General features: G+C 60.5%; 24 protein-coding genes and 1 tRNA gene. 10 read left to right on the forward strand and 15 right to left on the reverse strand.

The genetic code is table 11. From position 1 onward, the window contains the following. Window positions 1–37: 37 nt before the first annotated feature. The 8 genes from MRS74_RS18020 to MRS74_RS18055 form a co-directional block, all read right to left on the reverse strand. The gene (locus MRS74_RS18020; RefSeq protein ID WP_254581665.1) at window positions 38–1,378 is read right to left on the reverse strand and encodes an enolase C-terminal domain-like protein; all 1,341 of its coding nucleotides are present in this window, start codon (window positions 1,376–1,378) and stop codon (window positions 38–40) included. A gap of 75 nt (window positions 1,379–1,453) precedes the next feature. Beyond that, entirely contained in the window at window positions 1,454–2,365 is a 912-nt protein-coding gene (gene kdgD / locus MRS74_RS18025; RefSeq protein ID WP_254581666.1) for a 5-dehydro-4-deoxyglucarate dehydratase, read from the reverse strand. Window positions 2,366–2,683: 318 nt separating this feature from the next. Beyond that, complete coding sequence (gene garD / locus MRS74_RS18030; protein ID WP_254581667.1) at window positions 2,684–4,261, reverse strand: galactarate dehydratase; 1,578 nt, start codon at window positions 4,259–4,261, stop codon at window positions 2,684–2,686. 61 nt (window positions 4,262–4,322) lie between these two features. Further along, a complete protein-coding gene (locus MRS74_RS18035) occupies window positions 4,323–5,834 on the reverse strand; it encodes a tripartite tricarboxylate transporter permease (RefSeq protein WP_254581668.1) in 1,512 nt (503 codons plus the stop codon). Between the two features lie 18 nt (window positions 5,835–5,852). Then, window positions 5,853–6,296 carry a tripartite tricarboxylate transporter TctB family protein gene (locus MRS74_RS18040; protein ID WP_254581669.1) on the reverse strand — a complete coding sequence of 148 codons (444 nt, stop codon included), beginning with the start codon at window positions 6,294–6,296 and terminating at the stop codon, window positions 5,853–5,855. Between the two features lie 109 nt (window positions 6,297–6,405). Continuing rightward, window positions 6,406–7,452: a type 2 periplasmic-binding domain-containing protein gene (locus tag MRS74_RS18045; protein ID WP_254581670.1), complete on the reverse strand. Its 1,047-nt coding sequence runs from the start codon at window positions 7,450–7,452 to the stop codon at window positions 6,406–6,408. 413 nt (window positions 7,453–7,865) lie between these two features. After that, complete coding sequence (locus tag MRS74_RS18050; RefSeq protein ID WP_254581671.1) at window positions 7,866–8,918, reverse strand: LacI family DNA-binding transcriptional regulator; 1,053 nt, start codon at window positions 8,916–8,918, stop codon at window positions 7,866–7,868. 493 nt (window positions 8,919–9,411) lie between these two features. Further along, window positions 9,412–10,347 carry a LysR family transcriptional regulator gene (locus MRS74_RS18055; protein ID WP_254581672.1) on the reverse strand — a complete coding sequence of 312 codons (936 nt, stop codon included), beginning with the start codon at window positions 10,345–10,347 and terminating at the stop codon, window positions 9,412–9,414. A 258-nt stretch (window positions 10,348–10,605) separates the two neighbouring features. On the opposite strand from MRS74_RS18055, the gene MRS74_RS18060 reads away from it, so the two are divergent. Together MRS74_RS18060 and ansA are read left to right on the forward strand one after the other, a co-directional pair. After that, the gene (locus MRS74_RS18060) at window positions 10,606–11,238 is read left to right on the forward strand and encodes an ankyrin repeat domain-containing protein (RefSeq protein ID WP_254581673.1); all 633 of its coding nucleotides are present in this window, start codon (window positions 10,606–10,608) and stop codon (window positions 11,236–11,238) included. Window positions 11,239–11,280: 42 nt separating this feature from the next. After that, on the forward strand, window positions 11,281–12,291 hold the full coding sequence (ansA, locus tag MRS74_RS18065) for an asparaginase (protein WP_254581674.1): 1,011 nt from the start codon (window positions 11,281–11,283) through the stop codon (window positions 12,289–12,291). A 114-nt stretch (window positions 12,292–12,405) separates the two neighbouring features. Here ansA and MRS74_RS18070 read toward each other — a convergent pair whose 3' ends face one another. Beyond that, the gene (locus tag MRS74_RS18070) at window positions 12,406–12,909 is read right to left on the reverse strand and encodes an MOSC domain-containing protein (RefSeq protein ID WP_254581687.1); all 504 of its coding nucleotides are present in this window, start codon (window positions 12,907–12,909) and stop codon (window positions 12,406–12,408) included. Window positions 12,910–13,132: 223 nt separating this feature from the next. Here MRS74_RS18070 and MRS74_RS18075 point away from each other — a divergent pair, with 223 nt between their 5' ends. After that, window positions 13,133–14,842 carry a potassium/proton antiporter gene (locus MRS74_RS18075; RefSeq protein WP_254581675.1) on the forward strand — a complete coding sequence of 570 codons (1,710 nt, stop codon included), beginning with the start codon at window positions 13,133–13,135 and terminating at the stop codon, window positions 14,840–14,842. Window positions 14,843–14,941: 99 nt separating this feature from the next. Here MRS74_RS18075 and MRS74_RS18080 read toward each other — a convergent pair whose 3' ends face one another. From MRS74_RS18080 to hemA, 6 genes are all read right to left on the reverse strand, one after another. Next, a complete protein-coding gene (locus tag MRS74_RS18080) occupies window positions 14,942–15,295 on the reverse strand; it encodes a RidA family protein (RefSeq protein WP_254581676.1) in 354 nt (117 codons plus the stop codon). Between the two features lie 161 nt (window positions 15,296–15,456). After that, window positions 15,457–15,867, reverse strand: coding sequence for a CoA-binding protein (locus MRS74_RS18085; RefSeq protein WP_254581677.1), 411 nt, complete (start codon window positions 15,865–15,867; stop codon window positions 15,457–15,459). Between the two features lie 5 nt (window positions 15,868–15,872). Then, window positions 15,873–16,631, reverse strand: a complete 759-nt coding sequence (locus MRS74_RS18090) for a molybdopterin-synthase adenylyltransferase MoeB (protein WP_254581678.1) — start codon at window positions 16,629–16,631, stop codon at window positions 15,873–15,875. Then, complete coding sequence (prmC, locus tag MRS74_RS18095; protein WP_368671296.1) at window positions 16,632–17,483, reverse strand: peptide chain release factor N(5)-glutamine methyltransferase; 852 nt, start codon at window positions 17,481–17,483, stop codon at window positions 16,632–16,634. A 58-nt stretch (window positions 17,484–17,541) separates the two neighbouring features. Beyond that, window positions 17,542–18,627 carry a peptide chain release factor 1 gene (prfA, locus tag MRS74_RS18100; protein WP_254581679.1) on the reverse strand — a complete coding sequence of 362 codons (1,086 nt, stop codon included), beginning with the start codon at window positions 18,625–18,627 and terminating at the stop codon, window positions 17,542–17,544. Between the two features lie 110 nt (window positions 18,628–18,737). Continuing rightward, a complete protein-coding gene (gene hemA, locus MRS74_RS18105) occupies window positions 18,738–20,006 on the reverse strand; it encodes a glutamyl-tRNA reductase (RefSeq protein ID WP_254581689.1) in 1,269 nt (422 codons plus the stop codon). Between the two features lie 181 nt (window positions 20,007–20,187). Between hemA and MRS74_RS18110 the strand changes: the two genes are divergently transcribed. The 7 genes from MRS74_RS18110 to ychF all read left to right on the forward strand — a co-directional run bounded on the left by MRS74_RS18110 (window position 20,188) and on the right by ychF (window position 26,129). Beyond that, window positions 20,188–21,891 (forward strand): tetratricopeptide repeat protein, encoded by a 1,704-nt coding sequence (locus tag MRS74_RS18110; RefSeq protein WP_254581680.1) that lies wholly within the window; start codon window positions 20,188–20,190, stop codon window positions 21,889–21,891. Then, a complete protein-coding gene (gene lolB, locus MRS74_RS18115; RefSeq protein ID WP_254581681.1) occupies window positions 21,891–22,481 on the forward strand; it encodes a lipoprotein insertase outer membrane protein LolB in 591 nt (196 codons plus the stop codon). Before MRS74_RS18110 ends, lolB begins: the two co-directional genes overlap by 1 nt. A 122-nt stretch (window positions 22,482–22,603) precedes the next feature. After that, window positions 22,604–22,678: transfer RNA gene (locus tag MRS74_RS18120), tRNA-Gln, on the forward strand. Window positions 22,679–22,745: 67 nt separating this feature from the next. Beyond that, entirely contained in the window at window positions 22,746–23,687 is a 942-nt protein-coding gene (locus MRS74_RS18125; protein WP_254581682.1) for a ribose-phosphate pyrophosphokinase, read from the forward strand. A 123-nt stretch (window positions 23,688–23,810) separates the two neighbouring features. Continuing rightward, window positions 23,811–24,410, forward strand: coding sequence for a 50S ribosomal protein L25/general stress protein Ctc (locus tag MRS74_RS18130; protein WP_254581683.1), 600 nt, complete (start codon window positions 23,811–23,813; stop codon window positions 24,408–24,410). A gap of 22 nt (window positions 24,411–24,432) precedes the next feature. After that, window positions 24,433–25,020 (forward strand): aminoacyl-tRNA hydrolase, encoded by a 588-nt coding sequence (gene pth, locus MRS74_RS18135; protein WP_254581684.1) that lies wholly within the window; start codon window positions 24,433–24,435, stop codon window positions 25,018–25,020. A 17-nt stretch (window positions 25,021–25,037) separates the two neighbouring features. Continuing rightward, on the forward strand, window positions 25,038–26,129 hold the full coding sequence (gene ychF / locus MRS74_RS18140) for a redox-regulated ATPase YchF (protein WP_254581685.1): 1,092 nt from the start codon (window positions 25,038–25,040) through the stop codon (window positions 26,127–26,129). Window positions 26,130–26,270 lie beyond the last annotated feature (141 nt).

A 26,270-nucleotide genomic window follows, 5' to 3' on the forward strand; every position in this document is an offset into this window, starting at 1 on the left:
GAGGGAAGTTCCACCCCCATTATCCCTGATTCATCCATTAACGGACAAGCGACGGTTTCTTCGGGTCGAACTCCCAGCCCGGAATCAGATACTGCATGGCCATGGCATCGTTGCGCTGGCCAACGTCGAGGCTTTTGTATAGCCGGTTGGCTTCTTCCAGCTTGGCACGATCCAGCTCAATCCCCAGACCCGGCTTTTGCGGTACCCGCAATTTGCCGTCACGGATCTTCAGCGGCTCTTTGGTAATGCGCTGGCCGTCCTGCCAGATCCAGTGGGTATCGATCGCGGTAATCTCGCCCGGACAGGCGGCGGCGACATGGGTCATCATCGCCAGCGAAATATCGAAATGGTTGTTGCTGTGCGAGCCCCAGGTCAGCCCCCACTCGTTGCACAGCTCGCCCACGGCGACGGCGCCCTGCATGGTCCAGAAATGGCAGTCCGCCAGCGGAATGTCGACGGCGTCCAGACGCACGGCATTGCGCAACTGCTGCCAGTCGGTGGCAATCATGTTGGTCGCGGTCTTGAGGCCGGTCTGGCGCTTGAACTCGGACATCGTCTCGCGGCCCGACCAGGCGCCTTCCTGACCACAGGGATCCTCGGCGTAGCTGAGCATGTGCTTGATGGGCGTCAGGTACTCGATCGCCTGTTTCAGCGTCCAGGCACCGTTGGGGTCCAGCGTCAGCCGTGCGTCGGGGAAAACATCGTACAGGGCCGCGATGCACTCGGCCTCCTGATGGCCGTCCAGCACCCCGCCCTTGAGTTTGAAGTCACGAAAGCCGTAACGGGCGTATGCCGCCTTGGCCAGCTCAGCTACAGCTTCAGGCGTGAGCGCTTCACGGGTACGGACAAGGTCCCAGTCGTCCTGTGGCTTGTCGCCGCTGGCCTTTTCATAGGTTGGATAGGGCAGATCAGTCTTCTTCGGGTCGCCCAGCAGAAACAGGTAGCCCAGTGCCTCGACTTCATCGCGCTGCTTGCCAAACTGCCCGAGCAGATCTGCCACGGGCAGATTCATCGCCTGGCCGGCCAGATCCAACAATGCCGATTCAATGCCGGTGATCACATGCACGGCGGTGCGCAGATCGAAGGTCTGGTTGCCGCGCACATCTTCCGCCTGGCCGGATGTGGCCTGGCGCACGCGACTGATAAGGGCCTTGTAATGACCCACGCTCTGGCCTTCCACCAGCTCACGGCATTTTTCCAGCGTATTCAGAATGCCCTGGGTGGCCGGCACTTCGCCCAGACCAATGCGGCCCGCCGTATCTTCCAGAATCACAACGCTACGGATAAACCAGGGAGCATGGCCACCGCTGAGGTTCAGCAAAAAGCCGTCGTAACCGGCGACCGGCACCACGGTCATTTTCTTAATGGTGGTGAACATCGTGTCTCCTCGCTTGTAAACCAGCGGCCGGATAACAGCATTTGCGCTGTCACCCAGCCTCCGGGGTGCCTATGCTCAGCGGCAGGCGCTGATGATAGCTGCCAGCTCTTCCTTCTGCGCCGCGGTCGGCATGGTCAGCGGTGCGCGTACGTTGCCGGCAGGACGCCCAACGATGTCGGCACCGGCCTTGATCAGGCTGACGGCGTAGCCTTTCTTGCGATCACGCAGGCGGCAGAACGGGATAAAGAAATTCTTGATGATCGAGGTCACCGTGGCCTGGTCGCCGCCGCGCAGCGCGCTGTAGAACTTCATCGCCATTTCCGGCATGAAGTTGAACACCGCCGACGAATAGGTATTCACACCAATGGCCAGGTAGGCTTCGGCAAAGATTTCAGCGGTCGGCACGCCACCGATGTAGACCAGGCGGTCGCCCACGGTCTTGATGGTGTCATTCAGCGCAGCTATATCACCGACACCGTCTTTCAGACCCACCAGGTTCGGACAGGCCGCCGCCAGCAGCTTGACGCTTTCGGCATCCAGCACGCCATTGCCGCGGTTGTAGTAAATCACCTGCAGCTCGGTGCTGTTGATCACGGCCTTGGCGTATTCAACGACACCATCCGCCGGGCATTCGGTCAGGTACGGAGGCATCAGCAGAATGCCGTCGATACCGGCGTCCTGGGCCACCTTGCAGTAGGCCTGGGCGTCCGCCGTGCTGCGACCGGCACTGGCGATCACGGGCACGCGGCCAGCGACGGTAGCAACCGCTATCTGGCAGATCTCGCGGTACTCATCCTGGGACAGCGAAAAGAACTCCCCGGTACCGCCGGCGACAAAGACGCTGGATACACCCTGCTGCACGAACCATTCAATGCGATCACGGTAAGTGTCGGCATTGAATTTGCCATTGGCATCGAAGTCGGTAATCGGGAAGGAGAGCAGACCATCGCTCAGGGACTGACGGATACGTTCTACAGATAGCGCCATTGTGTTGATCCTCATCATTCATTAAAGCCGCAGCAGGGCCTTCAGCAAATTCATCCAAACCAGGGCGAAGCAACCGGGCTCCCGAATTGCAGCCTGCAGCGGCGGGAGTCGTGGCCAGCACCCTGTTGAGTCACAAGGCCGTAGAAGTGCGCCTTAGTTGTAATTCATCATACATCATACTTTTAAAGTCGCAAGCCTTAAATGGGCTGATTCGCGTATAAAATACCGGGCATGAAAAGCGCTCGGCAAAGCCAGACCACAGAGCACACACCCCGCGCCACGGCACTCAGGGCACGGGGGCAACAGCCACAGCTCGTATCAGGTCACAGGCGCAGGGTTAAACAGCACCAGATCGTTGTGCAGCCCCAGGCGGTCGGCCGCCACCAGCGTGCGGCCGCTGGCCACCTCCAGGATCAAATGAAACAGCTCCCAGCCGATATCCTCAATGGTCGCCTCGCCGGTGGCGATGCGACCAGCGTCGAGGTCGATCAGATCGTGCCAGCGGTTGCTCAGGGTCTTGTTGGTCGAGACCTTGATGACCGGCGCCATCGACAGGCCGTAGGGCGTTCCCCGTCCGGTGGTAAACACCTGCAGGTTCATGCCGGCGGCCAGCTGCAGCGTGCCGCAGATGAAATCGCTGGCCGGGGTCGCGGCGAAATTCAGGCCGCGCTTGCGAACCCGCTCGCCCGGTTCCACGACATCGACAATCGCAGTGGTACCCGATTTGACAATGGAACCCAGCGACTTTTCGACGATATTATTCAACCCGCCCTTCTTGTTGCCGGGCGTCGTATTGGCGCTGCGGTCGACCTGCCCCTGGCTGAGGTAGTTGTCGTACCAGTCCATCTGGTCGAGCAGCGCCTGAGCCACGTCCGGGCTTTTGGCGCGGGACGTCAGCAGATGAACGGCGTCGCGCACCTCGGAAACTTCCGAAAACATCACGGTGCCGCCGGCGCGCACGATCAGGTCGGCGGCAAAGCCCAGCGCCGGATTGGCGGTGACGCCGGAGAAGGCATCGCTGCCGCCGCACTGCATGCCCACTACCAGCTCCGACGCCGGGCAGGATTCGCGGCTGCGACCATTAAGTTTTTCCAGGTGGTATTCAGCCAGTTGCAGAATGCCGTCCACCATCTCGCCAAAGCCGTTAAAGGCTTCGTCCTGCAGACTCAGGATCGGCGATGGTCGATTCGCTGCGCTATCGGCAGCGTTTTCAGCCAGGCGCAACACCTGCTCCTCGGGGATCAGGCGCGTGGGCAGCAGCTTCTCGCAGCCCAGACCGATCACCATCACTTCACCGCCAAAATTGGGGTTGCGGGCGATATTCTGCAGGGTACGGATCGGCACTATGGCCGCCGGCGCATTGATGGCGACGCCGCAGCCATAGCTATGGTTCAGTGCCACCACATCGTCAACATTGGGGTAGCGCGGCAGCAACTCCTGCTTGATCCGTCGCACCACGTAGTCGGTAACGCCGGCGACGCACTGCACGCTGGTCGAGATCGCCAGCACATTCTTGGTGCCCACGGTACCATCGGCATTGCGGTAGCCCTCGAAGGAGAATCCCTCCAGCGGCGGCAGCTGCGGCGCCGGGCGCACCTCGGTTGACAGCTCGCTCAGCCGGCGCGCATCCGGCAGCCGCACCAGGGTTTCGTTGATCCAGCGGCCGCGGGCGATAGGCTCCAGCGCGTAACCGATCACCTCACCGTAACGGATTACAGCCTCGTCGACGGCGAGGTCGGTCAGCGACACCTTGTGGCCCAGGGGTATATCGTCCAGCAGCCGCGTACCCTCATCCAGCAGGGTTCCGGCCTTCAGGCCACCGGCATTGGCGACGATGACCACATTGTCGGTCTCGTGCATGCGGATGGTGATAGCGGTTTCGTTTGGTGTATTCATGGCACCCTCAAACAGATCGGATTGCCTGGCGGGCACTGCACCCGACAGGCCAGAGGAATAATCAGACTTCCACGCACGGGGCCTTGTTTTCACGCCGCGCCTTGAGCGCCAGATAGATGGAGAACATGACTGAGGCGGCAATCATGAGCCAGAGCACAAGTGCGATCGGGCTCTTGGTAAAGAAGATGCTCAGGGTGCCGAAGGACTCAAGGCTCTTGACGAAATACACTTCGGCGGAACTGCCGAGGATAAAGCCGATGACCAGCGGTGCGACCTCGATACCGATCTTTTGCGCCACATAGCCCACCAGGCCGAAGATCAACAGCGTCCAGACATCGAACATGATGCCGTAATTGATGGCATAGGCGCCGACCACGCACATCATGATGATGAGCGGATAGAGAACATACTTGGGCACCATCACGACCTTGGCGATATGCTTGATCGCAAAGAACATGACGCCAAACATCACCAGGTTGGCGAATAGCAGCCCGATGATCATCGAATACCAGGTATCCAGGTTTTCAGCGATGAACAGCGGCCCGACCTGCAGCCCCTGCAGGGTGAAAGCCCCTATCAGCACGGCCGTGGTGCTGTCACCGGGAATACCGAGTGACAGCAGCGGAATCAGGGCGCCACCGGTCAGGGCGTTATTCGAAGACTCCGATGCAATCAGCCCTTCGGGCGCACCCTTGCCCATTTTCGACGGGTCTTTGGAGAAGTTTTTCTGCTGCGTATAGGCCAGTACCGAGGCTGCACTGCCGCCGATACCCGGCAGCATGCCGACAAAGGTACCAATGGATGACGAACGGATCAGGTTGACCATCTGGCCGCGAAACACATTGAGCTTGAACGGCAAGCCCTTTTCAAGCTGGATGCGGTTCTCGCCATGCTCTTCCTTGATACCCTTCTCCGCTTCCTGAAGGATGGTCGCCAGGCCGAACAGGCCAATCAGTACCGGCAGCAGCGAGAAGCCCTCTTCCAGGTAGGGCACCATGAAGTCAGCCATCAGGCGGTACTCGCCGTTGCCCCCGACACCCACGTCATAGGTGCCGATCAGGCTTAGAAAGACGCCGATCAGGCCGCTGAAAATGCCGATCAGCATATTTGCTGACAGCGATGCGATAACCGTCAGCGCAAAGAATATGATCAGGAACTTCTCCACATAGGAGAACTTGATCGCAAAATCGGACAGCACAGGCGCAAACAGAAACAGAATGACCGCGCTGAAGAGGCCGCCGACCAGCGACGAAACGATACAGATTTTCAGCGCCCGTTCTGCCTCGCCCCGCTTGGCCATGGGGTGACCATCGAAGGTGGTCGTAATGGAGGACGGCGTACCGGGAATATTCAGCAGAATCGCCGGCACCAGGCCACCCGAGATACCACCGACATAGAGGCCCAGCAGCAGCGCCAGGCCCTCATGCAAGCCCAGGGAATAGGTCAGCGGCAGACAGACGGCCACCGCCATGGTGGCGGTCATGCCCGGAATGGCGCCAAAAATAATGCCCACCATCGAGCCCGCAGCCGCCAGCAGAAAGAATTCGGGGGATAACAGGGAAATAAAATCCATCGCAGTGACTCCGGGGCGTTACGGCAAGGTGATATTGAACAGCGTGCCCAGCACGTACCAGGCCGCGAGCGGCGCAATCAGTGCATTTGAGGTGATAACCAGCAGTACCCGGCGCGTCACTTCATGGACATACACCAGGGACAGGGCAAAGATGAACGCCATGGAGCAGAACAGGAATCCCAGCCCGGTATTGGGGAACAGCTGCCCGACATAATCCATTGCCAGGAAATACGCCACCACCAGCGCCAGTGTGCTGAACAGGCGAAACTTGTCGGCGTTTTCTTCAAAGAACGCCAGGCCCGCGCCCCGCGTCCTGACAATTTCGACCAGGCGCCCATAATTGAGCGCGACGATCAGTACCAGCATTGCGGCCAGCAACCCGAGCACAAGCCGCGGAAAAAACAGATGCGATTGATCGAAGTCGATCGAGACCTCAAGCAATGACGTGAGTGTCTGGCTCATAACTCCACCGAACGGTTAACTGAGGATAACGGCGCAGCCATCAGGCAGCCGCTCCCCGATCATGGGAAAAGGACCGCCCTGCAGGCGAACGGTCCTGGTCGTGCGGACCTTAGCCCTCGATGGCCTTGATCACGCTGGCGATGCGGTCGTTTTTCGCTTTCAGATAGGTCTGAGCTTCATTCGCTGGCTTGAAGTTTGGAATGAAGAAAGATTTCTTCTGCACTTCCTGGATTTTGCCTTCGGCGTAAATCTCACCCAGCGCCTTGTCGATGGCGTCAACGAAAGCGGGATCGATATCCTTGTTGTAGATAAAGAAGAATTCCTTATCGAAGGTGAAATCCTGACCTTCTCCCATCGGCACCTTGACGCTGGGCTCAACGAAGCTCAGCAGATCATTGCGGCTGGTCTTGCCCATGCCTTCTTCGTTGGCCTGCTGGATGGTCTGCTCACGCGCGGTCAGCCAGACAAAGCTCATCGCCTTCTGGTCGTCCGCAGGCAGTCGGGTGTACTGCTCGTTCGACTGAACACTGCCGTTGATGACATCGGCCAGACCGTCAAACATGGCCTGGTTCTTGGAATCCTGGGAGCCAGTGTTGACCGGCGTCAGGTTGCCTTCCTTGCCTGGATATTTCAGCTTGACCGCGTTTTTCAGCGCACTGTAACCGATCTCGGAAACCCCGCCCGGCTGAATCGCTACCCGAACGGTCGTGCCGCTGCCCGCCGCATCGATAATCTGATCCACACTCTGGTACGGTGAGTTTTTGCTGACCAGGTAGGCATTGCCCGGGTTGATGGCGAAGGTCGGCCCGACACGGTAGTTTTCAAACAGGTCGGAATAGCCTTTCTGCCCGTAGAGCACGCCCAGATAGGCCTGGTCGTGGAATACCATGATAGTGCTGCCATCGGCGCTGCGATCACGCTCCACAGCCTTGTAGGCCGCCGGCGCGCCTGTGGCGTCGACCTTGAAGTTGGCGCCCAGCTTGGCAGACAGGGCCTCGGCCACAATGCTGCTGGACTGATAGGTATCACCACCGGTCGACTTGGAACCAATGACGACCCGGATGTTCGCTGGAATATCGGCTGCAAAGCTCTGTGCAGCCAGTGTTGCCGCGAGCGCACACAAGCTCAGACGTAAACCTAACACTAAACCTTTCATATCTTATTATTCCTGTATGACCTGTTTTGTCTCGGACAGCTAGGCATTCACAACAATGAACGCCTATCGCTGCTCACCCGCTCTTTTGGCCGCCACACACGACAGACGCGCACCCGAGTTTCCGGAAAGGGTCCTGCCCTGCAGTGGACTCAAATAATCATACATCATACATATGATTGCGCAATCATTATTTGCTGAGCAACAACGCGACTCTGCAAGCCCGGCAGCCATCATCGAAACGGGGACGTTAATCGCCGGCAGAGGACCCCGGACGCGGATTGTTAACGCGGGAAAGCAGCATGGGTCCTTCCGGCAGGCCGCCGCGCGTCGACCGGGGCACAACAGGCATCAGGAAATAGGCGGCACGGACTCATCCAGCCTGCTCAGAAGCACAGGCAAGCTTCCCCACGCCCTCACGCACTGACTCGATCGATCAATGTGAAGCCCGTATCGATACGCACCTGGGCCTGATGTGCACCCTGGTTGCGAAAGCGCTCCAGCAGCACGCTTGCAATCAAGCCCCCGACTCGCGCCCCATCCAGCCTGACAGAAGACAGGGCGGGATAGACTTGCGCTGCACTGCCCAGATCACCGAACCCCATAACGGCAATATCTTCCGGAACCCGCAGGCCGCGTGAGGCGGCTTCAGCCAGCACCCCTTGCGCGACCGTATCCGAACTGCACACAACGATCTCAGGTTTTGCGCCTTCTGATAACAATTGACTCAGCCCTTCCCGCCCTTCTTTCAGCGTCGCCGGTGGCGGAAAAATCACCTGAGGAACATCCATGATACCCAGCTCCCGCAACTCGTTCACAAGCGCCTTGCAACGCTTGATCCCGCGCGGATCACCGGCCGAGACGACAGAAAAACGCCGGTATCCTTTTGCGTGCAGGTGATCCGCTACGGCCTTGCCGACGGCTTCGTGGGAAAACCCAATCAGGATATCGATAGGATCTTCACAAAAATCCCAGGCCTCAACCACGGGTATACCGGAGGAGACAAGCCGCTGGCGGGTCAGTGCAGAGTGCTCCGTGCCCATCAGCACAATGCCATCAGGTCGACGCCCCAATATCGCGCCCAGCAATGACTCTTCCTTCTCAAGCGAGTATCCGGTAACGCCGAGGATGGATTGGTAACCGGCCTCGCCGAGCTGGTCCATCAGCGCCTGGACCATGTCAGAGAAAATAGAGTGCGCGATGGTGGGAACGAAAACGGCGACCAGCTTGCTCTGCTTGCTGGCCAGCCCGCCTGCCAGCATATTGGGGATGTACCCGACCAGCGCCACCGCACGCCGAACCTTCTCCAGCGTTTGATCAGACACCAGTTCAGGTCGGTTCAACGCCCGGGATACGGTAATCGGGGAAACGCCGGCCACTTTGGCCACATCGATGAGTGTAAAACCCGATGCCTGACGGGTTTTATCCAGCGGGATTTCAGAATCTTTATCTATGGATTGTCTGGGCATGGGGAAATGTCAGGCATGTTTTGGCTAAAGAAAGCGGGGCTCAAGGTACCATCAAACCAGTGTGGCGCAAGGCACTCAAACCTCGGCGCCCGACACAACAGCAAGCATGCCCGCCGGTAAGTATGTGCTGCAGCTGCCAGCAGTGGAACCAGACAGAGCACCGGTAACAGGCTTGCCCGTGCCTGCCACGTCAAACTGACCGCTGCCATCTTGTCACCCTGCTGCAGCGCCGCACCCGACTTGCCTTTGCATATAGGCACTCGGCGCAACAGCCAGGATAATCATACATCGTACAATATATGTTGAAAACCCGTTTCTGCATCAATCCCGCACTGCCGGACACTGCCGTAATCGGCGGCAAACATGCAGACATTTCCGCTTAGAATCAGCCATTCTGGATAAGGCTGGAAATAGGCTGAATGGGGCCCTCTTCCAGCGCGCAATCACGTTTTCGCCTGCCAGGCTGCAGCACAACAGCCTGCCACAGCCCCGCTCAACGCGGTGCCTGACCCTGCTCAATCATCTCGCCGAAGGGATTGTCTTCCCGCAGCGCATCGATAAACCAGTGCAGTGCACGCCCCTGGTTGCTGCTGTTCCAGGCCAGATGATGGGTGTGGTCGGTGCGCGTGAGATCGACGTCGATTTCCACCAGCTCGCCGCTTGCCAGATAAGGCGCGGCACGAAAGCGCGGCAGGAAACCGATGCCAAGGCCGGCCAGATGGGCCTTGAGCTTGGCATCGGCATCCGGCACGAAGATGCGCGGCTGGCTTTCAAGCAGGCCATAGGTCAGGGCCGGCAGGCGACGGGAACTGTCGGGAATGACCACCGAGGTGAAACGGCGCAACGCCTCCCGTTTAACCGGCTGCTCCAGCTGGCAGACAGGATGCTCAGGCGCCGCCACATAGCAGAAGGCGCTATCCGGCATCAGCGGCAGCGGCAACAGATCGTAGGAGCGCCCTTCCGGCGGCATCCCCGGTGCGCCAATCACCAGATCCGCGCGGCCATCGTGCAGGCAGTCCCAGGTACCCGCCAGGGTCTCGTAGTGCAGCAGTATGTGGATATCGGGCTGCACCAGCTGGAAGCGTTTCACCAGGGGAAAGATCAGCTCCACAGGAAAGAGCGCATTGATGGCGATGGTCAACTGCGCTTCCCAGCCGTGGGCCATGCGCTGTGCCATTTCGGCCAGAGATTCAGTCGCCTGCAGAATCTGCCGGCCATGCTGCAACAGCATGCGTCCCACCGGCGTCAGCACCATGCGCCGTCCCTGTTTCTCGAACACCTTGATGTTCTGTTCCTCCTCAAGACGCTGCACCGTGTAGGTAATGGCGGAGGGCACGCGATACAGGGCTTCGGCCGCTGCGGCGAAACTGCCGTGGCGATCTATGGCATCAAGTACCTTGATGGCTTCGAGGGATATCTGGGCCGGCATTCGCAGTCCTGAGTAATGAATTATGAGATAGCCTATGATTCTAAACGACCAGGAGGCTGTCCGAGAATGCTGGCCGTAGCGAGAGCCGGATGATTTGAGCGGTTTTTTGCGGTGTTTTAAGGCGAATAGTGGTTCTATTTAACGAAAAAACAGCACAAAAAACAGCCAAACTCAGATGGTTCGCAGTAGGTTGAGTATTGTCGGACAGCCTCCTAGGCGCCAGAATAGATGCCATCGGGTTCAGGGATTCAGAAGGATATGCTCAAGCTATTCACAGGCTCACAACCGGCCAAGCTGATGCAGGCGATCGAACGCGATGATGCCGATGGCCTGGCCAAACTGTTGCGCAAGGCCACCCCGGCACTGCTGTTGCAACCGGTGCAAGACGGCCAGCTTGCGACTGAGCTGGCGATCGACGCGCGGCGCGCAAAACTGCTGACGTTGCTGCTCAACGCCGGTGCCGACGCCAATGCCACAGACCCGCAAGGCCAATCCCTGAGCTGGCGGGCTCTTGAAATGCACGGCCCGGCGGGCCAGAGCCTGGACCTGATCGCCGCGCTACTGCGTGCGGGCGCCGACCCCAATCGCCACAACAGCGCGGGCACACCGCTGCTGCACGCCTGCTTCGAGCACTGCGAACCGGCCCGGCTGATGCTGCATCTCAGCCGCCTGCTGGAAGCCGGCGCCCGTATCGATAGCCTGGACAGTGCTGGACACAGTATCCTGCTGCTGGCGTTGCGCAGTGACAGGCCCGAGCTGATCCAGTGTCTGATTCACTCGGGCGCGGCCCTGCCGGACAGCCTCACAGCAGACATCAGTGAGGAGACGCAGCGCTATGCCCAGCGCTGCCAACAGGATTACCGCATCCGCCAGCAATTTCTCGGCGCCTGAGAACCCAAGCCGCCCACACCCAGACCGCCCAAGGCCACAATAATGAAATCAAAAGTTCTGATCATTCACACCGGCGGCACCATCGGCATGCACCCTTCGGATCAGGGCTATATCCCGGTGCCGGGTTTTGATCAACTGCTGCAGCAAAAACTCAGCAAGCAGGCGCAACAGAACCTGCCGCATTTTGAAATACTGGAATTCGCCCAGCTGATCGACAGCTCCAACATCCAGCCATCCGACTGGACGCGCCTGGGCCAAACGCTGATGGAGCATTACGACGACTACAAGGGCTTCGTGGTGCTGCACGGCACCGATACCATGGCCTACACCGCCTCGGCGCTGTCCTTCATCCTGCAGGGCCTGGACAAGCCGGTCATACTGACCGGCTCACAGATTCCGCTGATCGAACCGCGCAACGATGCCCTGGACAACCTGATCACCGCGCTGATTCTGGCGGGCAACTATTCGGTGCCCGAAGTCTGCATTTACTTCAATGGCCGGCTGCTGCGGGGCAATCGCGCCTGCAAGCTGCGCGCGACCGGATTCGATGCCTTCGATACGCCCAATTGCCCCTGGCTCGGCCAGGCCGGCATCCATATAGAACTGCAGGAGCACCTGCTGCTCGAACGCGGCGCACCGCGCTTTGAAGCACCGCACTTCGACCCTGCCGCCGTCTCGCTGCTGCACCTGTATCCCGGCATGCCGGGGCGTATCGCCGCCCAGTTGCTGGAGGATTCGCAACTCAAGGGGCTGCTGATCCGCAGCTTTGGCGTCGGCAATCCACCGGATGAAAACCGTGAACTGATGCAGGCGCTGGAGCAGGCGTCGGTCCGGGGCCAGGTCGTGGTCAATCTGACCCAGTGCCTGCAGGGCAAGGTCAGCCAGGGTGCCTATGCCACCGGCGCCAAACTGAATGATATAGGTGTGGTACCGGGCAGCGATCTCACCGTCGAGGCCGCCTTCACCAAACTGCATTTTCTTGTCGCCACCGGACAGCCGCCGGCGCGGATTCGCGAGCTGATGCAAACATCCATCTGCGGCGAGCAAAGCTGATACAACAGCACAGCGCATCCGGCATTTCCGGCTCAGCCTGCACATGGTCGCCCACGCCGATGCATCCACCCTCGATAATCGGCGGCGAGCAAAGCGGATTGCTGCGAAGCGGGCTCAGGGCGCATCCGGCAGCTCTGGCTCGGCCTGCACCCTGTCGCCTACACGGATGTTTCCGCCCTCGATAATGCGTACGCAGAGCCCGCCGATACCGCGCATGGCATTGAATCCGCCGGGGCCCAGCACCGCCTCCATGCGCGAACAGGGGTGACACTGCCCGGCCCCCTCCAGCACCACTTCACCGATGCGAAAGCGCCGCCCGCTGAGGGCGTGCAGACTGATGCCACGCACCAGCAGGTTGCGCCGCAGCAGTGCAGGATCCAGCGATTCCCTGTGCAGCAGGGACGCCAGCACTGCCACATGCTCCGCCTGAAACAGGGTAATCTGGCGTTTGCTGTCCAGCCGACCGCTAAAGCGATCGCCCAGCAGGCCCTGCCCCAGCTGTACGCGGGCCTCGGTAACGCTCTGCATGGGTTCTTCACGGGAAGGCCGCAGCAGTATCAGCTCCAGCACACCGCACTGGGGCAATGTACCCAGCAGTTTCGCCATCTGACCTCGCATCACGTCACCTCCCACTGTTCTTGCGTCCGCCTGTTATCCCCCGAATCCAGCTCCACAGGCAAGCCCCCGGTATGGTCTGAAATCCAGCCTCTTGCCGCAAGCTCCTGATTCACAACGGCCATTGGCCGAAATCCTGCGTCCCCGTATACTAGGCACTGTGCGCGCTATAATTCCCGCACCATTCAGGCGCAGGGTACGCACGGCAACCTCAAGGATCGATGTCATGACCTCCCTGTTTCTGCTGGTCGGCGCCCTGATGCTGATGCTCAGCATTCTGCTCAGCCCACTGTCGAACCGGCTTGGCATGCCGGTGCTACTGCTGTTTCTGGGCGTTGGCATGCTCGCCGGCGAAGACGGTCTGGGCCATATCCAGTTCGACGATTTTGAAACCGCCTTCCTGGTGGGCAACCTGGCACTGGCCATCATCCTGCTGGATGGCGGCATGCGCACCCGGGGCGAAACCTTCCGGGTTGGCCTCAGGCCCGCGCTGATACTGGCGACCCTGGGCGTGCTGATAACCGCCCTGGTCACGGGCCTGGCCGCGGTCTTTATCTTTGACCTCTCCTGGCTCGATGGCCTGCTGGTCGGCACCATCGTATCCTCCACCGACGCTGCCGCCGTCTTCGCATTGCTGCAGGGCCGTGGCCTGAACCTCAACGCCCGCGTCAGCGCCACCCTGGAGATCGAATCCGGCAGCAACGATCCCATGGCGATCTTCCTGACCCTGATTCTGCTGCAGCTGATCACCCAGGACGGCGCCACTTCCCTCTGGTCGGCACCGCTGATGCTGCTGCAGCAGATCGTCGTCGGCGTCCTCTGTGGCTGGCTGGGTGGCAAGTTGCTGGTGTTCCTGATCAACCGGGTGGACCTGGTCACGGCGCTGTATCCGCTGCTGGTGACAGCCTGTGGCCTGGTCGTCTTCGCCGGCACCAACGCCCTGGGTGGCAGCGGCTTTCTGGCGATCTACCTGACCGGCGTGCTGCTGGGCAATACCCGGGTGCGCATGATGCCGGCCATACTGCAGGTGCACGACGGCCTGGCCTGGCTGGCCCAGCTGTGCATGTTCCTGATCCTGGGCTTGCTGGTCGACCCGTCCCAGCTGCTGCTGATTGCACCGGCCGGCCTGCTGCTGGCGGCAGTGCTGATACTGGTGGCGCGCCCGCTGGCGGTCTTTGGCACCCTCCGATCCTTTGGTTTTCACTGGCGCGAACGCAGCTTTATCGCCTGGGTCGGCTTGCGCGGCGCCGTGCCCATCGTACTGGCCCTGTTCCCGGTCATGGCCGGTGTGGAACAGGCGCCGCTGTTCTTCAATATCGCCTTTATCATTGTGCTGGTATCCCTGATCGTGCAGGGCACCAGCCTGGCACCGGTGGCCCGCTGGATGAAACTGGAAGTGCCGGGGCATGAACAGGCGCACCGGCGTATTCCCATCGATGTACCGGCAGTGGGGGAACATGAGTTGTTGCTGTTCCGGCTGCAGGGCCAGCGCTGGCAGCGCCCTTCCCCGCTGGGTGATCTGCGCATGCCGGCCGATACCGGTATAGCAGCAGTGTTTCGTCAGGGCCGCTACCTGCGGCCCCAGGCCAAGACCGCCCTGCAGGACGGCGATCTGCTGGCCGTAATGGCGCGCCCGGACATGATCGATGCCCTGGGACATCAGTTCAACGCCCCCCACGGCCCCAAACACCTGGCGGAAATGGCCTTCTTCGGGGAATTTGTACTCAATGGCGAGGCGCAGCTGGCCGATGTCGAGCAGGCCTACGGCATCAAGGTCGAGCAGGAGGATTCGACCCAGACGCTATCCGCCTGCATCGCGCGCCACCAGCACGGCCACCCGGTTGTGGGCGACAGCCTGATGCTGGGCCCGGTCACCCTGGTGGTCAAGGCGGTGGAAGGCGATGTCATCACCAAGGTCGGCCTGAAACTGCATTAAATCCGGCCGGGGCTGCAGCGGCGACTGTGCGTCGGGCTACGCCTGGGCCTGAAACAGAGAAAGCGCCAAACGGCGCTTTCTCTGTTTCAATATCAACTGTTACTTTTTCACTGCGGCAACCACCGAGACTTCAACCAGCAGTTCGGGCCGTGCCATACGCGCTTCAACACAGGCGCGCGCCGGGGCCTGCCCTTGCGGCACCCAGGCATCCCAGACTTCGTTCATGGCCGCGAAGTCCTTCATGTCACGGATGTACAGGGTTGCGGACAGCAGGTGCTCACGGTCACTGCCGGCCTGGGCCAGCAGGGTATCGACCTTTTCCAGCATGGTGCTGGTCTGCTCGCGGATATCGGCGCTGGCATCGGCCGCAACCTGACCGCAGAGGTAAACGGTATCATTGTGAATCACGATCCGGCTCATGCGCTGACCGGTTTCCATACGGATAAGACTCATCGGGGGTCCTGTTGTGGATAGAGTTGTGGGTCGGGTTGTGGAACTGAAAGGAACCGCCCATTTTACCGGGCACCACGGGGACAACCAGGACAAACCCTCTGAAAAGCGTGTCTTTCACAGGATTTAGCTCTAAAGTTGCCGCTAAAACAGCGGCTTTTCCGCTACAGATCCAGCCGCGGAATTTCGATCGCCGGGCAGCGATCCATGACGACGTCCAGCCCCGCGGCCTGGGCACGCTCGGCGGCCGGCTCGTTCACCACGCCCAGCTGCATCCAGATCGACCGGGCATGGGCCGCGATGGCATCATCCACGGCATCGCCGGCATCGACCGAGTTGCGAAAGATATCCACCATGTCGATGGGCTCGTCTATCTCGGACAATGACGCCAGCACCGGCTGCCCCAGAATGCTGGCACCGGCTTCGATGGGGTTGACCGGAATCACGTGATACCCCTTGGCCAGCAAATAGCCCATGACCTGATGACTGGCACGATGGGGCCTGGGGCTGGCGCCCACGAGCGCAATGGTTTTAGAGTTTTCCAGAATCTTTCGAATAATTTTATCGTTGTTCAAAACCTTTACTCCTTGTCGGCCCGACTACAAACCGGACATGAGGGATCCTGCTTCAATTTCAAGGTGCGCCAGTCCATGCTGCGGGCATCCAGCAGCTGCAGCCGGCCTACCAGCGGCTGGCCGATACCCGCCAGCACCTTTAATGCTTCCATCGCCTGCACAGAACCGATAATGCCCACCAGCGGTGCCAGCACGCCCGATTCCGAACAGGTCAGGTTCTCATCCTCGCCATCGCGATACAGGCACTGGTAACAGGGCGAATCCGGCTGCCTGGCATCAAACACCGCGACCTGGCCTTCCAGCCGGATAGCCGCACCCGATACCAGCGGACGCCGGTGGGCAACACAGGCCCGGTTGACCGCAAAACGGGTGCCGAAGTTGTCGCAACAATCCACCACCAGATCAACCCCGGCCACCAGCGCGTCAAGACGCTCCTCCGAAAGCCGTTCGCACAGCGTTTGGATGCGAATATCCGGATTAAGTGCCGTCAGGGTTTGCCGTGCCGACTCCACCTTGGGCTGGCCGATACGCGGCGTGCTGTGAATGATCTGCCGCTGCAGGTTGCTCAGATCGACCTCATCGTCATCCACCAGCACCAGCTCACCCACGCCCGCCGCCGCCAGGTACATGGCCACGGGGCTGCCCAGCCCGCCCAGACCAATAATCAGTACCCGGGCGCCGAGCCAGGCTTCCTGGCCATCAATTTCGACCTCCGGCAGCATGATCTGCCGGCTGTAACGCAACAACTGCTCATCGGTCAGCATTCAGTCACTCCTTGCAGATTCCAGTAGCCAGCGCCCCAGGGTGACACGATCACGCCCCCCCAGATCCGGCCGCGTGGCAAGCTCGCTATAACCCAACTCATCCAGCAAGGCCCGCACCGCGCCGCCCTGATCATATCCGTGTTCAAACAGCAGCCAGCCGCCGGACTCCAGCGCGCTGCGTGCACCCTCGGCAATATGACGAATATCGGCCAGGCCCGCTTCCTCTGCCACCAGCGCACTGCGCGGCTCAAATCGGACATCCCCCTGCCCCAGGTGCGGGTCGGCGGGGTCTATGTAAGGAGGGTTACTCACAATCATCGCAAAACGCCCGTCCAGCGGTTCGAACCAGCTGCCCTGCACAAAGTGCGCATTGCTCAGCCCCAGGCGCGCCGCATTGCGCTGCGCCAGTGCGACAGCGCCTGCAATTCGGTCACAGCCGGTCAGTGACCACTGACTGCGCTCACTGGCCAGCGCCAGTGCAATGGCACCGGTGCCGGTGCCCAGATCCGCGACCCTATAGTCACCGTCGGGCAGCAGCTCAAGTGCCTGCTCGACCAGGGTTTCGGTATCGGGGCGCGGAATCAGCGTATCGGCGTTTACCTCCAGATCCAGGGTCCAGAAACCGCGGCGGCCGGTAAGATGCGCCACCGGCTCTCCGGCCAGACGCCGTTGCAACAGCCCGTCGAAAGCCGCCGCCTGCAGGGCCGTAAGTTCCCGTTCCGGGTGCATGAACAGGTAGGTACGGTCGCAGTCGAGCAGGTGACACAGCAGCAGCTCCAGATCCAGCCGCGGGCTGTCGCTGTCGACCAGTTGCGCGGCGCACTGCAGCGCTTTGGCGATGGTCAAGGTCACCGCAGCTTACTCATCAGTACAGGTGTCATCACTCTCATGCGGCATTACTCCTCCGATTTCACTCCTCAGAGAGGGCGCCGAGCTGTTCGGTCTGATATTCCAGCTGCAGCGGATCGATGATGGCGTTCAGCTCGCCGTTCATGATTTCACCCAGCTTGTAGAGCGTCAGGTTGATACGGTGATCCGTCACCCGCCCCTGAGGATAGTTGTAGGTGCGGATGCGTTCGGAGCGGTCACCGCTGCCCACCAGACTCTTGCGGGTGCTGGCCTGGGCGGCGGCATGACGTTCCTGCTCGGCCGACTGCAACCGCGCCGCCAGCAGCGACATGGCCCGGGCACGGTTCTTGTGCTGCGAGCGCTCATCCTGACACTCCACCACCACGCCGGTGGGAATATGGGTAAGGCGAATGGCCGAATCGGTCTTGTTGACGTGCTGGCCACCGGCACCGGAGGCACGGAAGGTATCCACCCGCAGATCCGCCTTGTTGATGGCGATTTCGGCCACTTCGTCCTGCTCCGGCATTACTGCGACGGTACAGGCCGAGGTATGAATACGCCCCTGGGACTCGGTTTCCGGCACCCGCTGCACCCGGTGCGCACCGGATTCGAACTTGAGCCTGGAGTACACATCCTGCCCCACGACCCGGCTGATGATTTCCTTGTAACCACCGTGCTCGCCGTCGCTGGCGCTGATGATTTCAATGCGCAGCCCCTGCTGCTCGGCGTAGCGCGAGTACATGCGAAACAGGTCGCCGGCAAAGATGGCCGCCTCGTCGCCGCCGGTACCGGCACGCACTTCGAGGAAGACGTTGCGGCCGTCGTTCGGATCCCGCGGCAGCAGCAGGATCTGCAACTGCGCTTCCAGCTCGTCGATACGGGCCCGCACAGCGCCGATCTCCTCGCGGGCCATTTCGCGCATCTCGGCATCGCTGTCATCAAGCATCAGCTCGGCTTCGGCCAGGTCGTCCAGGGCACCGAGGTAGGCATTGAAGCTTTCCACTACAGGTTCGAGCTCGGCATATTCGCGCGACAGTTCGCGGAAACGGTTCTGATCGGCGAGCGTGCCCGGATCACTCAGCAGGGCGGCCACTTCCTCGTGACGGTCGACGAGTCTTTCCAGCTTGTTGCGTATAGAGGTTTTCATGTTATTCAGAGTCAACCGTAAGGACAGTTGATAGAGCTCCTGCACGAGCTGCATCAGTGTTAGGGCACCTGGTGAGCCGGTATGGCATGGAGCACCCGAATGCGTTCATGTTATTTGGCGTCAGCGCTGTCGGACAGCTGATACAGTTCCTGCACCAGCTGCAGCATCTCTTCACGCCCTTCCGCGCCGGCCTTGCGCAGCTGAATAGTAGGCGAGTGCAGCATCTTGTTGGTCAGACGATTGGCCAGCAGCTCCAGCACCTGGTCGGCCGGCTTGCCGTTGCGCAACAGTTTCATCGCCTGCTCCAGCGCCTCGTCCCGCAGGGTTTCGCCACGCGAGCGCAACGCCGTCAGGGTATCCACGGCATCGAGTTCGCGCAGCTGGCGCATAAAGGCCAGGGCGCCGCGGGCAATAATTTCTTCGGCTTCCAGGGCTGCGGTTTCACGCGAGCGCTGATTTTCCTCAATCACATCTTTCAGGTCATCGACGCTGTACAGATAGACATCGTCCAGCTCGCCCACCTGGGGCTCGATATCCCGAGGGACTGCGATGTCCACCATGAACACCGGCTTGTGCTTGCGCTTCTTCAGTGCATCCTCCACCGCACCCTTGCCGAGTATCGGCAACTGGCTGGCGGTGGAGGAAATCACAATATCGGCCTCGGCCAGCACCCGCGGGATATCCGCCAGCACTATGGCGCGCCCGCCGACGGAATCAGCCAGCGCCTGGGCCCGCCCCAGGGTACGGTTGGCCACGATCATGGAGCGCACACCGGCCCGGCTCAGATGGCGCGCCACCAGCTCGATGGTTTCACCGGCGCCTATGAGCAGCGCCCGGCTACTGCCAAGATCCGAAAAGATGTGCTGGGCCAGGCTGACCGCCGCATAGGCCACCGAAACCGGGTTCTGGCCGATAGCGGTATCGGTGCGAACCTGCTTGGCAACGGCAAAGGTCTGCTGGAACAACCGGCCAAGTTCCGCCCCCGCCAGCCCCTGATCCTGCGACAGGGCATAGGCGGATTTGAGCTGACCGAGAATCTGCGGTTCGCCCAGCACCAGCGAATCCAGCCCGCTGGCCACCCGCATCATGTGGCGTGCGGCGTCCTGGTCCCAGTGGGCATAGATGCATTGCGCCAGCATGGCGGGGGCAAGGTGGTGATAGTCCCCCAGCCACTGCAGCAGAGACTCCAGCCCCGCGGCGTCGGTCGAGCAATACAGCTCGGTGCGATTGCAGGTCGACAGTATGGCGATTTCCCTGAGACGGCCGGATGCACGGGCATGCTCCAGGGCATCAACCAGCTGCTCCGGCGCGAATGCCACCTTCTCGCGCACCTCAAGCGGGGCGGTTTTGTGGTTTATACCTAACGCCAATAGAGCCATGGAGACGTTGCACAACCTCAGCGAAATATTCAGGCGCGCCATAATACACCTTCTTAGCGCCAAGAAGAAAATCCGGCCATCGGAACTTCCCATTCAAACAGCCACCAAACTGACGCATGACAATAACGCCAAGCTTCCTCTATAGTGAGCCAACACCCCAAGGGACCTGACCTGAAGCCCCATGAACAAAACCCTGCTCGGCATTTTAATCAGCACGCTCACTGTTACGGGCTGCAGTTTCCAGCCTGTTGCCACCGAACCCAAGACCCCCGTGGTACTGGAACCGGTGCAGTACCAGCCGGGCGAATTCAACCGTGAATCCCTGTTGCAGCTGCTGCAGGCCGAGATTGCCGGCCAGCGGCGCCAGTTCGATGTCGCCCTTGTAATCTATCTGCAGCAGGCCAAACTGACCCACGACCCGGCCGTGGCCGAGCGCGCCACCCGTATAGCCCAGTACCTGCAACGACCCGATGACATGCTGCAGGCGGCCAGGCTCTGGATAGAGGCGCAGCCCGACAACCCAGAGCCTTATCAGGTCGCAGCAGACCTGCTGCTGCACAACGGTGACTACGAGGCAGCGCTGCCGTTGATGGAACGTGCCCTGGCAGAAGACAGCCGCCAGGCGCTGGCGCTGCTCGTGGGCCAGGCCAGCAACATAGGCCCCCGTCAGCTCGAGGGCTATATCGCCATGCTGGACCGCCAGCTGAAGAAGGCGCCGGACGACAGCTACCTGTTGCTGACCCGCGGCCAGCTGCTCAAGCAGCTCGACAGGACCGACGCCGCCCTGGCCGACTTTGACCGGGCGCTGCAGCTCAACCCGGACGATCTCGATGCACTGATGCTCAAGACGGAATTGCTGCGCCTTAACGACCGCCCGGCCGAAGCCCTGCAACTGTTGCGCCCCTACCTGAAAAGCCAGAGCGACAACCGCCAGATTCAGGTTCTGCATGTGCAGCTGCTGTTTCTCAACGACCAGCAACAGCAGGCCACCAAGGCCTCCCACGAGCTGATCAAGCGCTTCCCCGACGACAGCCAGCTGCATTACTACCTGGCACTGCTGATGCTGGAAAATGACCAGCTGAGCCAGAGTAGCGCCCTGCTGAAACAGCTGCTGGAACAGAACCCGGACAACAGCGAGCCCCATTTTTACCTGGGCTATATCGCCCAGAGCGAGGGTCGCAATGAAGAAGCGATCGAACACTACAGCCGCGTCACCGATGGTTCCAACCTGTTTCAGTCCTACGCCCGCACCCTCAGCCTGCTGGACCAGCCGGCCGACCAGGCCCGGGTCGAACTGATTATGGAAAACGCCCGCGCCCGCTACCCGGAACTTGCGCCGCGTTTCTATGGCCTCCAGGCCGAGTGGCTCAATCAGCACCAGCAGCGGGATGCCGCCCTGGCCATTCTGGACCAGGGTCTGGCGGAGCACGGCAATGAAGTCACCCTGCTCTACACCCGCGCCATGCTGATAGACCCGGACGACTTCCAGCAGATAGAGCAGGATCTGCGCAAGGTGCTCGAAATGGAACCCGACAATGCCAGTGCACTGAACGCCCTGGGCTATACCCTGACGCTCTACACCGACCGTTACGACGAAGCCTACAAGCTGATCGAGCAGGCGCTGCAACAGAAACCCGATGACCCCGCCGTGCTCGACTCCATGGGCTGGGTGCTGTTCAACCTTGAGCACTATCCCGAAGCCATCGAATTCCTGCAACGGGCCTACGATAGCTTCCCGGACCCGGAAGTCACCGGCCACCTGATCCGGGCCTACTGGGCCGACGGGCGCCAGAACCGTGCCCGTGAACTGCTGGAGCAACACCTGGGCGAAGACCCGCAGAATGAACACCTGCGCGAAGCCGCCAAGGCTGTCGGGGCCAACTGATGCGCGCGCTTGGACTGAGCCTGCTGCTAACCCTGCTGGTCGGCTGCAGCACTTTTAAGGCCGACCAGACCCCGGCGCCCGTCAGCGGCAGCTGGGATGACTACCAGCAACAGGCGCTGGCGCTGCAAAACTGGACCCTCGACAGCAAAGTCGGCATTCGCACCCCGGATGACAGCCATAGCGCCCGCATGCAGTGGCAACAGCAGACTCCCGCCTATCGCATCGCCATTAGCGGCCCCCTCGGCCAGGGCGGCGCCCTGATCGAGGGAGGTCCGGGCGGCGTGAGCATCGATATCGCCGGCGAAGGCCATTACGCCTCGGATAGCCCCGAGGCACTGCTGCAATCCCTGCTGGGCTGGAGTTTCCCGGTTGAACAGGTGACCTACTGGATTCGCGGCCTGCCCGCACCCGGCCTCGCCTATACCCCCGCCTTTCGCGAAAATCGCCTCGAAACCCTTGAACAGGGCGGGTGGTTGATCCATTATTCCGCCTACTCGACGGACAACGGGTACGTGCTGCCACAGCGCGTGACGCTGCGACGCGCAGATCTGACCATTACGGTGATCATCAAGGAGTGGATCGCGTCCTGAGCAGGCAACGACAGTTTTTTGCTGTTCGTTTCCCTTTGACTGCACTTCGGGCTTGACCTATCGGGCCGGTTTTAGCAGAATATGCGCCTTCTTTCGGGAGGCCAACTCCAAAGGAGAGATACTGGGGTATCGCCAAGCGGTAAGGCACTGGATTCTGATTCCAGCATGCGGAGGTTCGAATCCTCCTACCCCAGCCATTTACTCATGAAATACTCCCTGTCAGCTTCGAATTCCAACTCCGAACCAACCGAGAAGGTGCTCGCCGTGTCTAGAATGATGGTCTTCACCGGCAATGCCAATCCGGAACTCGCCCAGAGAGTGGTCGAGCGCCTTGATATTCCAATGGGCAAAGCCATCGTCGGCCGCTTTAGCGACGGTGAAGTGAATGTAGAGATCCAGGAAAACGTCCGCGGCAAGGATGTCTTCATCATCCAGTCGACCTGCGCTCCTACCAACGACAACCTGATGGAACTCATCGTGCTGGCCGACGCGCTGCGTCGCGCATCCGCCAGCCGTGTTACCGCTGTAGTCCCCTACTTCGGTTACGCCCGTCAGGACCGCCGCCCCCGCTCCGCCCGTGTGGCGATCAGCGCCAGGGTTGTGGCGGACATGATCTCCGCTGTCGGTATCGACCGCGTTCTGACCGTTGACCTGCACGCCGACCAGATCCAGGGCTTCTTCGACAGCCCTGTGGATAACGTCTACGGTTCGCCGGTGCTGCTGGATGACATCGTCGATCAGCAGTACGAGAACATCATGGTCGTGTCCCCGGACGTCGGCGGCGTGGTGCGTGCGCGCGCCATCGCCAAGCAGCTGGACTGCGATCTGGCCATCATCGACAAGCGCCGCGAACGCGCCAACGAATCCCAGGTGATGAACATCATCGGTGACGTCGAAGGCCGTACCTGCATCCTGGTCGATGACATGTGCGATACCGCCGGCACCCTGTGCAAGGCAGCCAAGGCACTGAAAGACAACGGCGCCGCAAAGGTCTATGCCTATGCAACGCATCCGGTACTCTCGGGCCCTGCGGTCGAAAATCTGAACAACAGCGTACTGGACGAACTGGTGGTGACCGATACCATCCCGCTGTCCAAGGCCGCACAGGAGTGTTCGCGGGTACGCCAGCTCACCCTGGCTCCGATGCTGGCGGAAGCGGTTCGCCGCGTCTGCAACGAAGAATCCATCAGCGCAATGTTCCGCTAAGCGGACCCTGCCTGAACCGCACCGGCGCCCAATGCGGCGGTGTTAATGCCCACAAGGGCAACAGCGATGCTGCAGAACCTTGGTCGCGAGGTCTGCAGCTTTTATTTATTGAAGGATAATCACATGACTAACTTTGTAATCGAAGCAGTATCCCGTGCGGATCAGGGCAAAGGTGCGAGCCGCCGCCTGCGCACTCAGGGATTCGTGCCTGGCATCCTGTACGGTGGCGAGAACGACAAGAACCCGGTCGCTATCTCCGTTAACGGCAACGAACTGAACAAGCAGCTGAATGATCAGTCTTTCTTCTCCAGCATTCTGACCATCAAGCTGAATGACGAAGAACAGAAAGTCATCATCAAGGATCTGCAGCGCCACCCGGCCCGCCCGCAGGTACTGCACGCTGACTTCCAGCGCGTAACCAACGAAAGCCGCATCCGCATCACGGTACCGCTGCAGTTCGTCAACTTCGAAAAATCAGCCGCTGCCAAAGCATCTGCCAAGTTCGCTGTTGAGAAAAACACGGCCGAAATCCTGTGCAACGCCGGCCAGCTGCCGGAAGCACTGCAGATCGATCTGAGCACCGTTGAAGGCGGCAAGGTTCTTCACCTGTCCGACATCAGCCTGCCGGAAGGCGTTGAAATCGTCGCTCTGCGTCGCGGCGGTGACCACGACCAGGGTATCGGTTACGTCTACGCTCCGCGCGGCGCCAAAGCTGCCAAGTAAGACTGCCTAGCAGGGTGCCGGCATGAATGACAGGATCCAGCTGATCGTAGGCCTCGGAAATCCGGGCGATAACTATCATCAGACCCGTCATAATGCCGGTGCCGACTTTGTCGGGCAGCTTGCTGCCTGGCATAACTGTACTCTGGTACCGGATCGCAAGTTCCACGGACGCTACGGCAAGATCGTTCTTAACGGCCAGCCAGTCCACCTGCTGATCCCCCACACCTTCATGAATTTGAGCGGTCAGGCCGTCGCGGCTCTGGCAACGTTCTACAAGATTCCGGCTCAGTCCATTCTGGTCGCTCACGATGAGCTTGACCTCCCCCCCGGCGTCGCCCGCTTCAAGCAGGGTGGCGGACACGGTGGTCACAATGGTCTGCGCGATATCATTACCCGCCTGGGCAATGACAAGAATTTCTATCGCCTGCGCTTAGGTATTGGCCATCCCGGCCACAGTAGCCAGGTCGCCGCCTTCGTGTTGAAGAAGGCCCCCGGCAGCGAACGGGACAAAACCCTCGCCGCCTCCGATGAAGCCCTGCGCTACCTGCCCGAAGCCACTTCCGGGGAATGGGGTCGCGCCATGAATGGGCTCCACAGCTTCCAAGGTTAACTGACAGGACAAGCACCATGGGTTTCAAATGCGGTATCGTCGGCCTGCCCAACGTAGGCAAGTCCACCCTGTTTAATGCACTGACCAAGGCCGGTATCGACGCCGAGAACTTCCCGTTCTGCACCATCGAGCCCAATTCAGGCATTGTTCCCATGCCGGACCCGCGTCTCAACAAGCTGGCCGACATCGTCAAGCCACAGCGCGTGCTGCCCACCACCATGGAATTTGTCGATATCGCAGGCCTGGTCGCCGGTGCGTCCAAGGGCGAGGGCCTGGGTAACAAGTTTCTGGCCAACATCCGCGAAACCGATGCCATCGCCCACGTCGTGCGCTGCTTTGAAGACGACAACGTGATTCACGTCGCCAACCGCATCCATCCGCTGGAAGACATTGAAATCATCAATATGGAGCTGGCGCTGGCTGATCTCGACTCCGTCGAGAAGCAGCTGCAGCGCGTGACCCGCAACGCCAAGGGCGGTGACAAGGACGCCGTGCGCACCAAGGCGCTGCTGGAAAAGCTGCTGCCGCACCTGAGCGAGGGCCAGCCAGTACGCTCCATGAGCCTGACCGAAGATGATCACAAGCTGCTGCCGAGCCTGCACCTGCTGACGACCAAGCCGACCATGTACATTGCCAACGTGTCCGAAGACGGCTTCGAAGACAATCCGCACCTGGACCAGGTACGCGAGCTGGCCGCCACCGAAGGCGCCGTTGTAGTTGCCATCTGCAACAAGCTGGAATCCGAAATCGCCGAACTCGACGACGAAGAGCGCCTCGAGTTCCTGCAGGATCTGGGCATGGAAGAACCCGGCCTGGACCGCGTTATACGCGCAGGTTACGGCCTGCTGGGCCTGCAGACCTACTTCACCGCCGGTGTGAAGGAAGTTCGCGCCTGGACCGTCAAAATAGGCGCCACAGCCCCTCAGGCCGCCGGTGTGATCCATACCGACTTCGAGAAAGGCTTCATCCGTGCCGAAGTGATCGGCTACGAGGACTTCGTTGCCTTCAACGGCGAACAGGGTGCCAAGGAAGCCGGCAAATGGCGCCTGGAAGGCAAGGAATACATCGTCAAGGATGGCGATGTGGTGCACTTCCGTTTCAATGTCTGACGGCAACCCCGGGAAATAGATTTTTTCCCGGCCAAGCTGTTGACAACTAAGCAGAATCAGAGAATAATTCGCGCCTCGACAGATAAGGCAATGTAGCTCAGTTGGTTAGAGCAACGCATTCATAATGCGTGGGTCGCAGGT

The organism is Marinobacterium sedimentorum (assembly GCF_024267675.1).
Classification (GTDB): Bacteria; Pseudomonadota; Gammaproteobacteria; order Pseudomonadales; family Balneatricaceae; genus Marinobacterium_A; species Marinobacterium_A sedimentorum.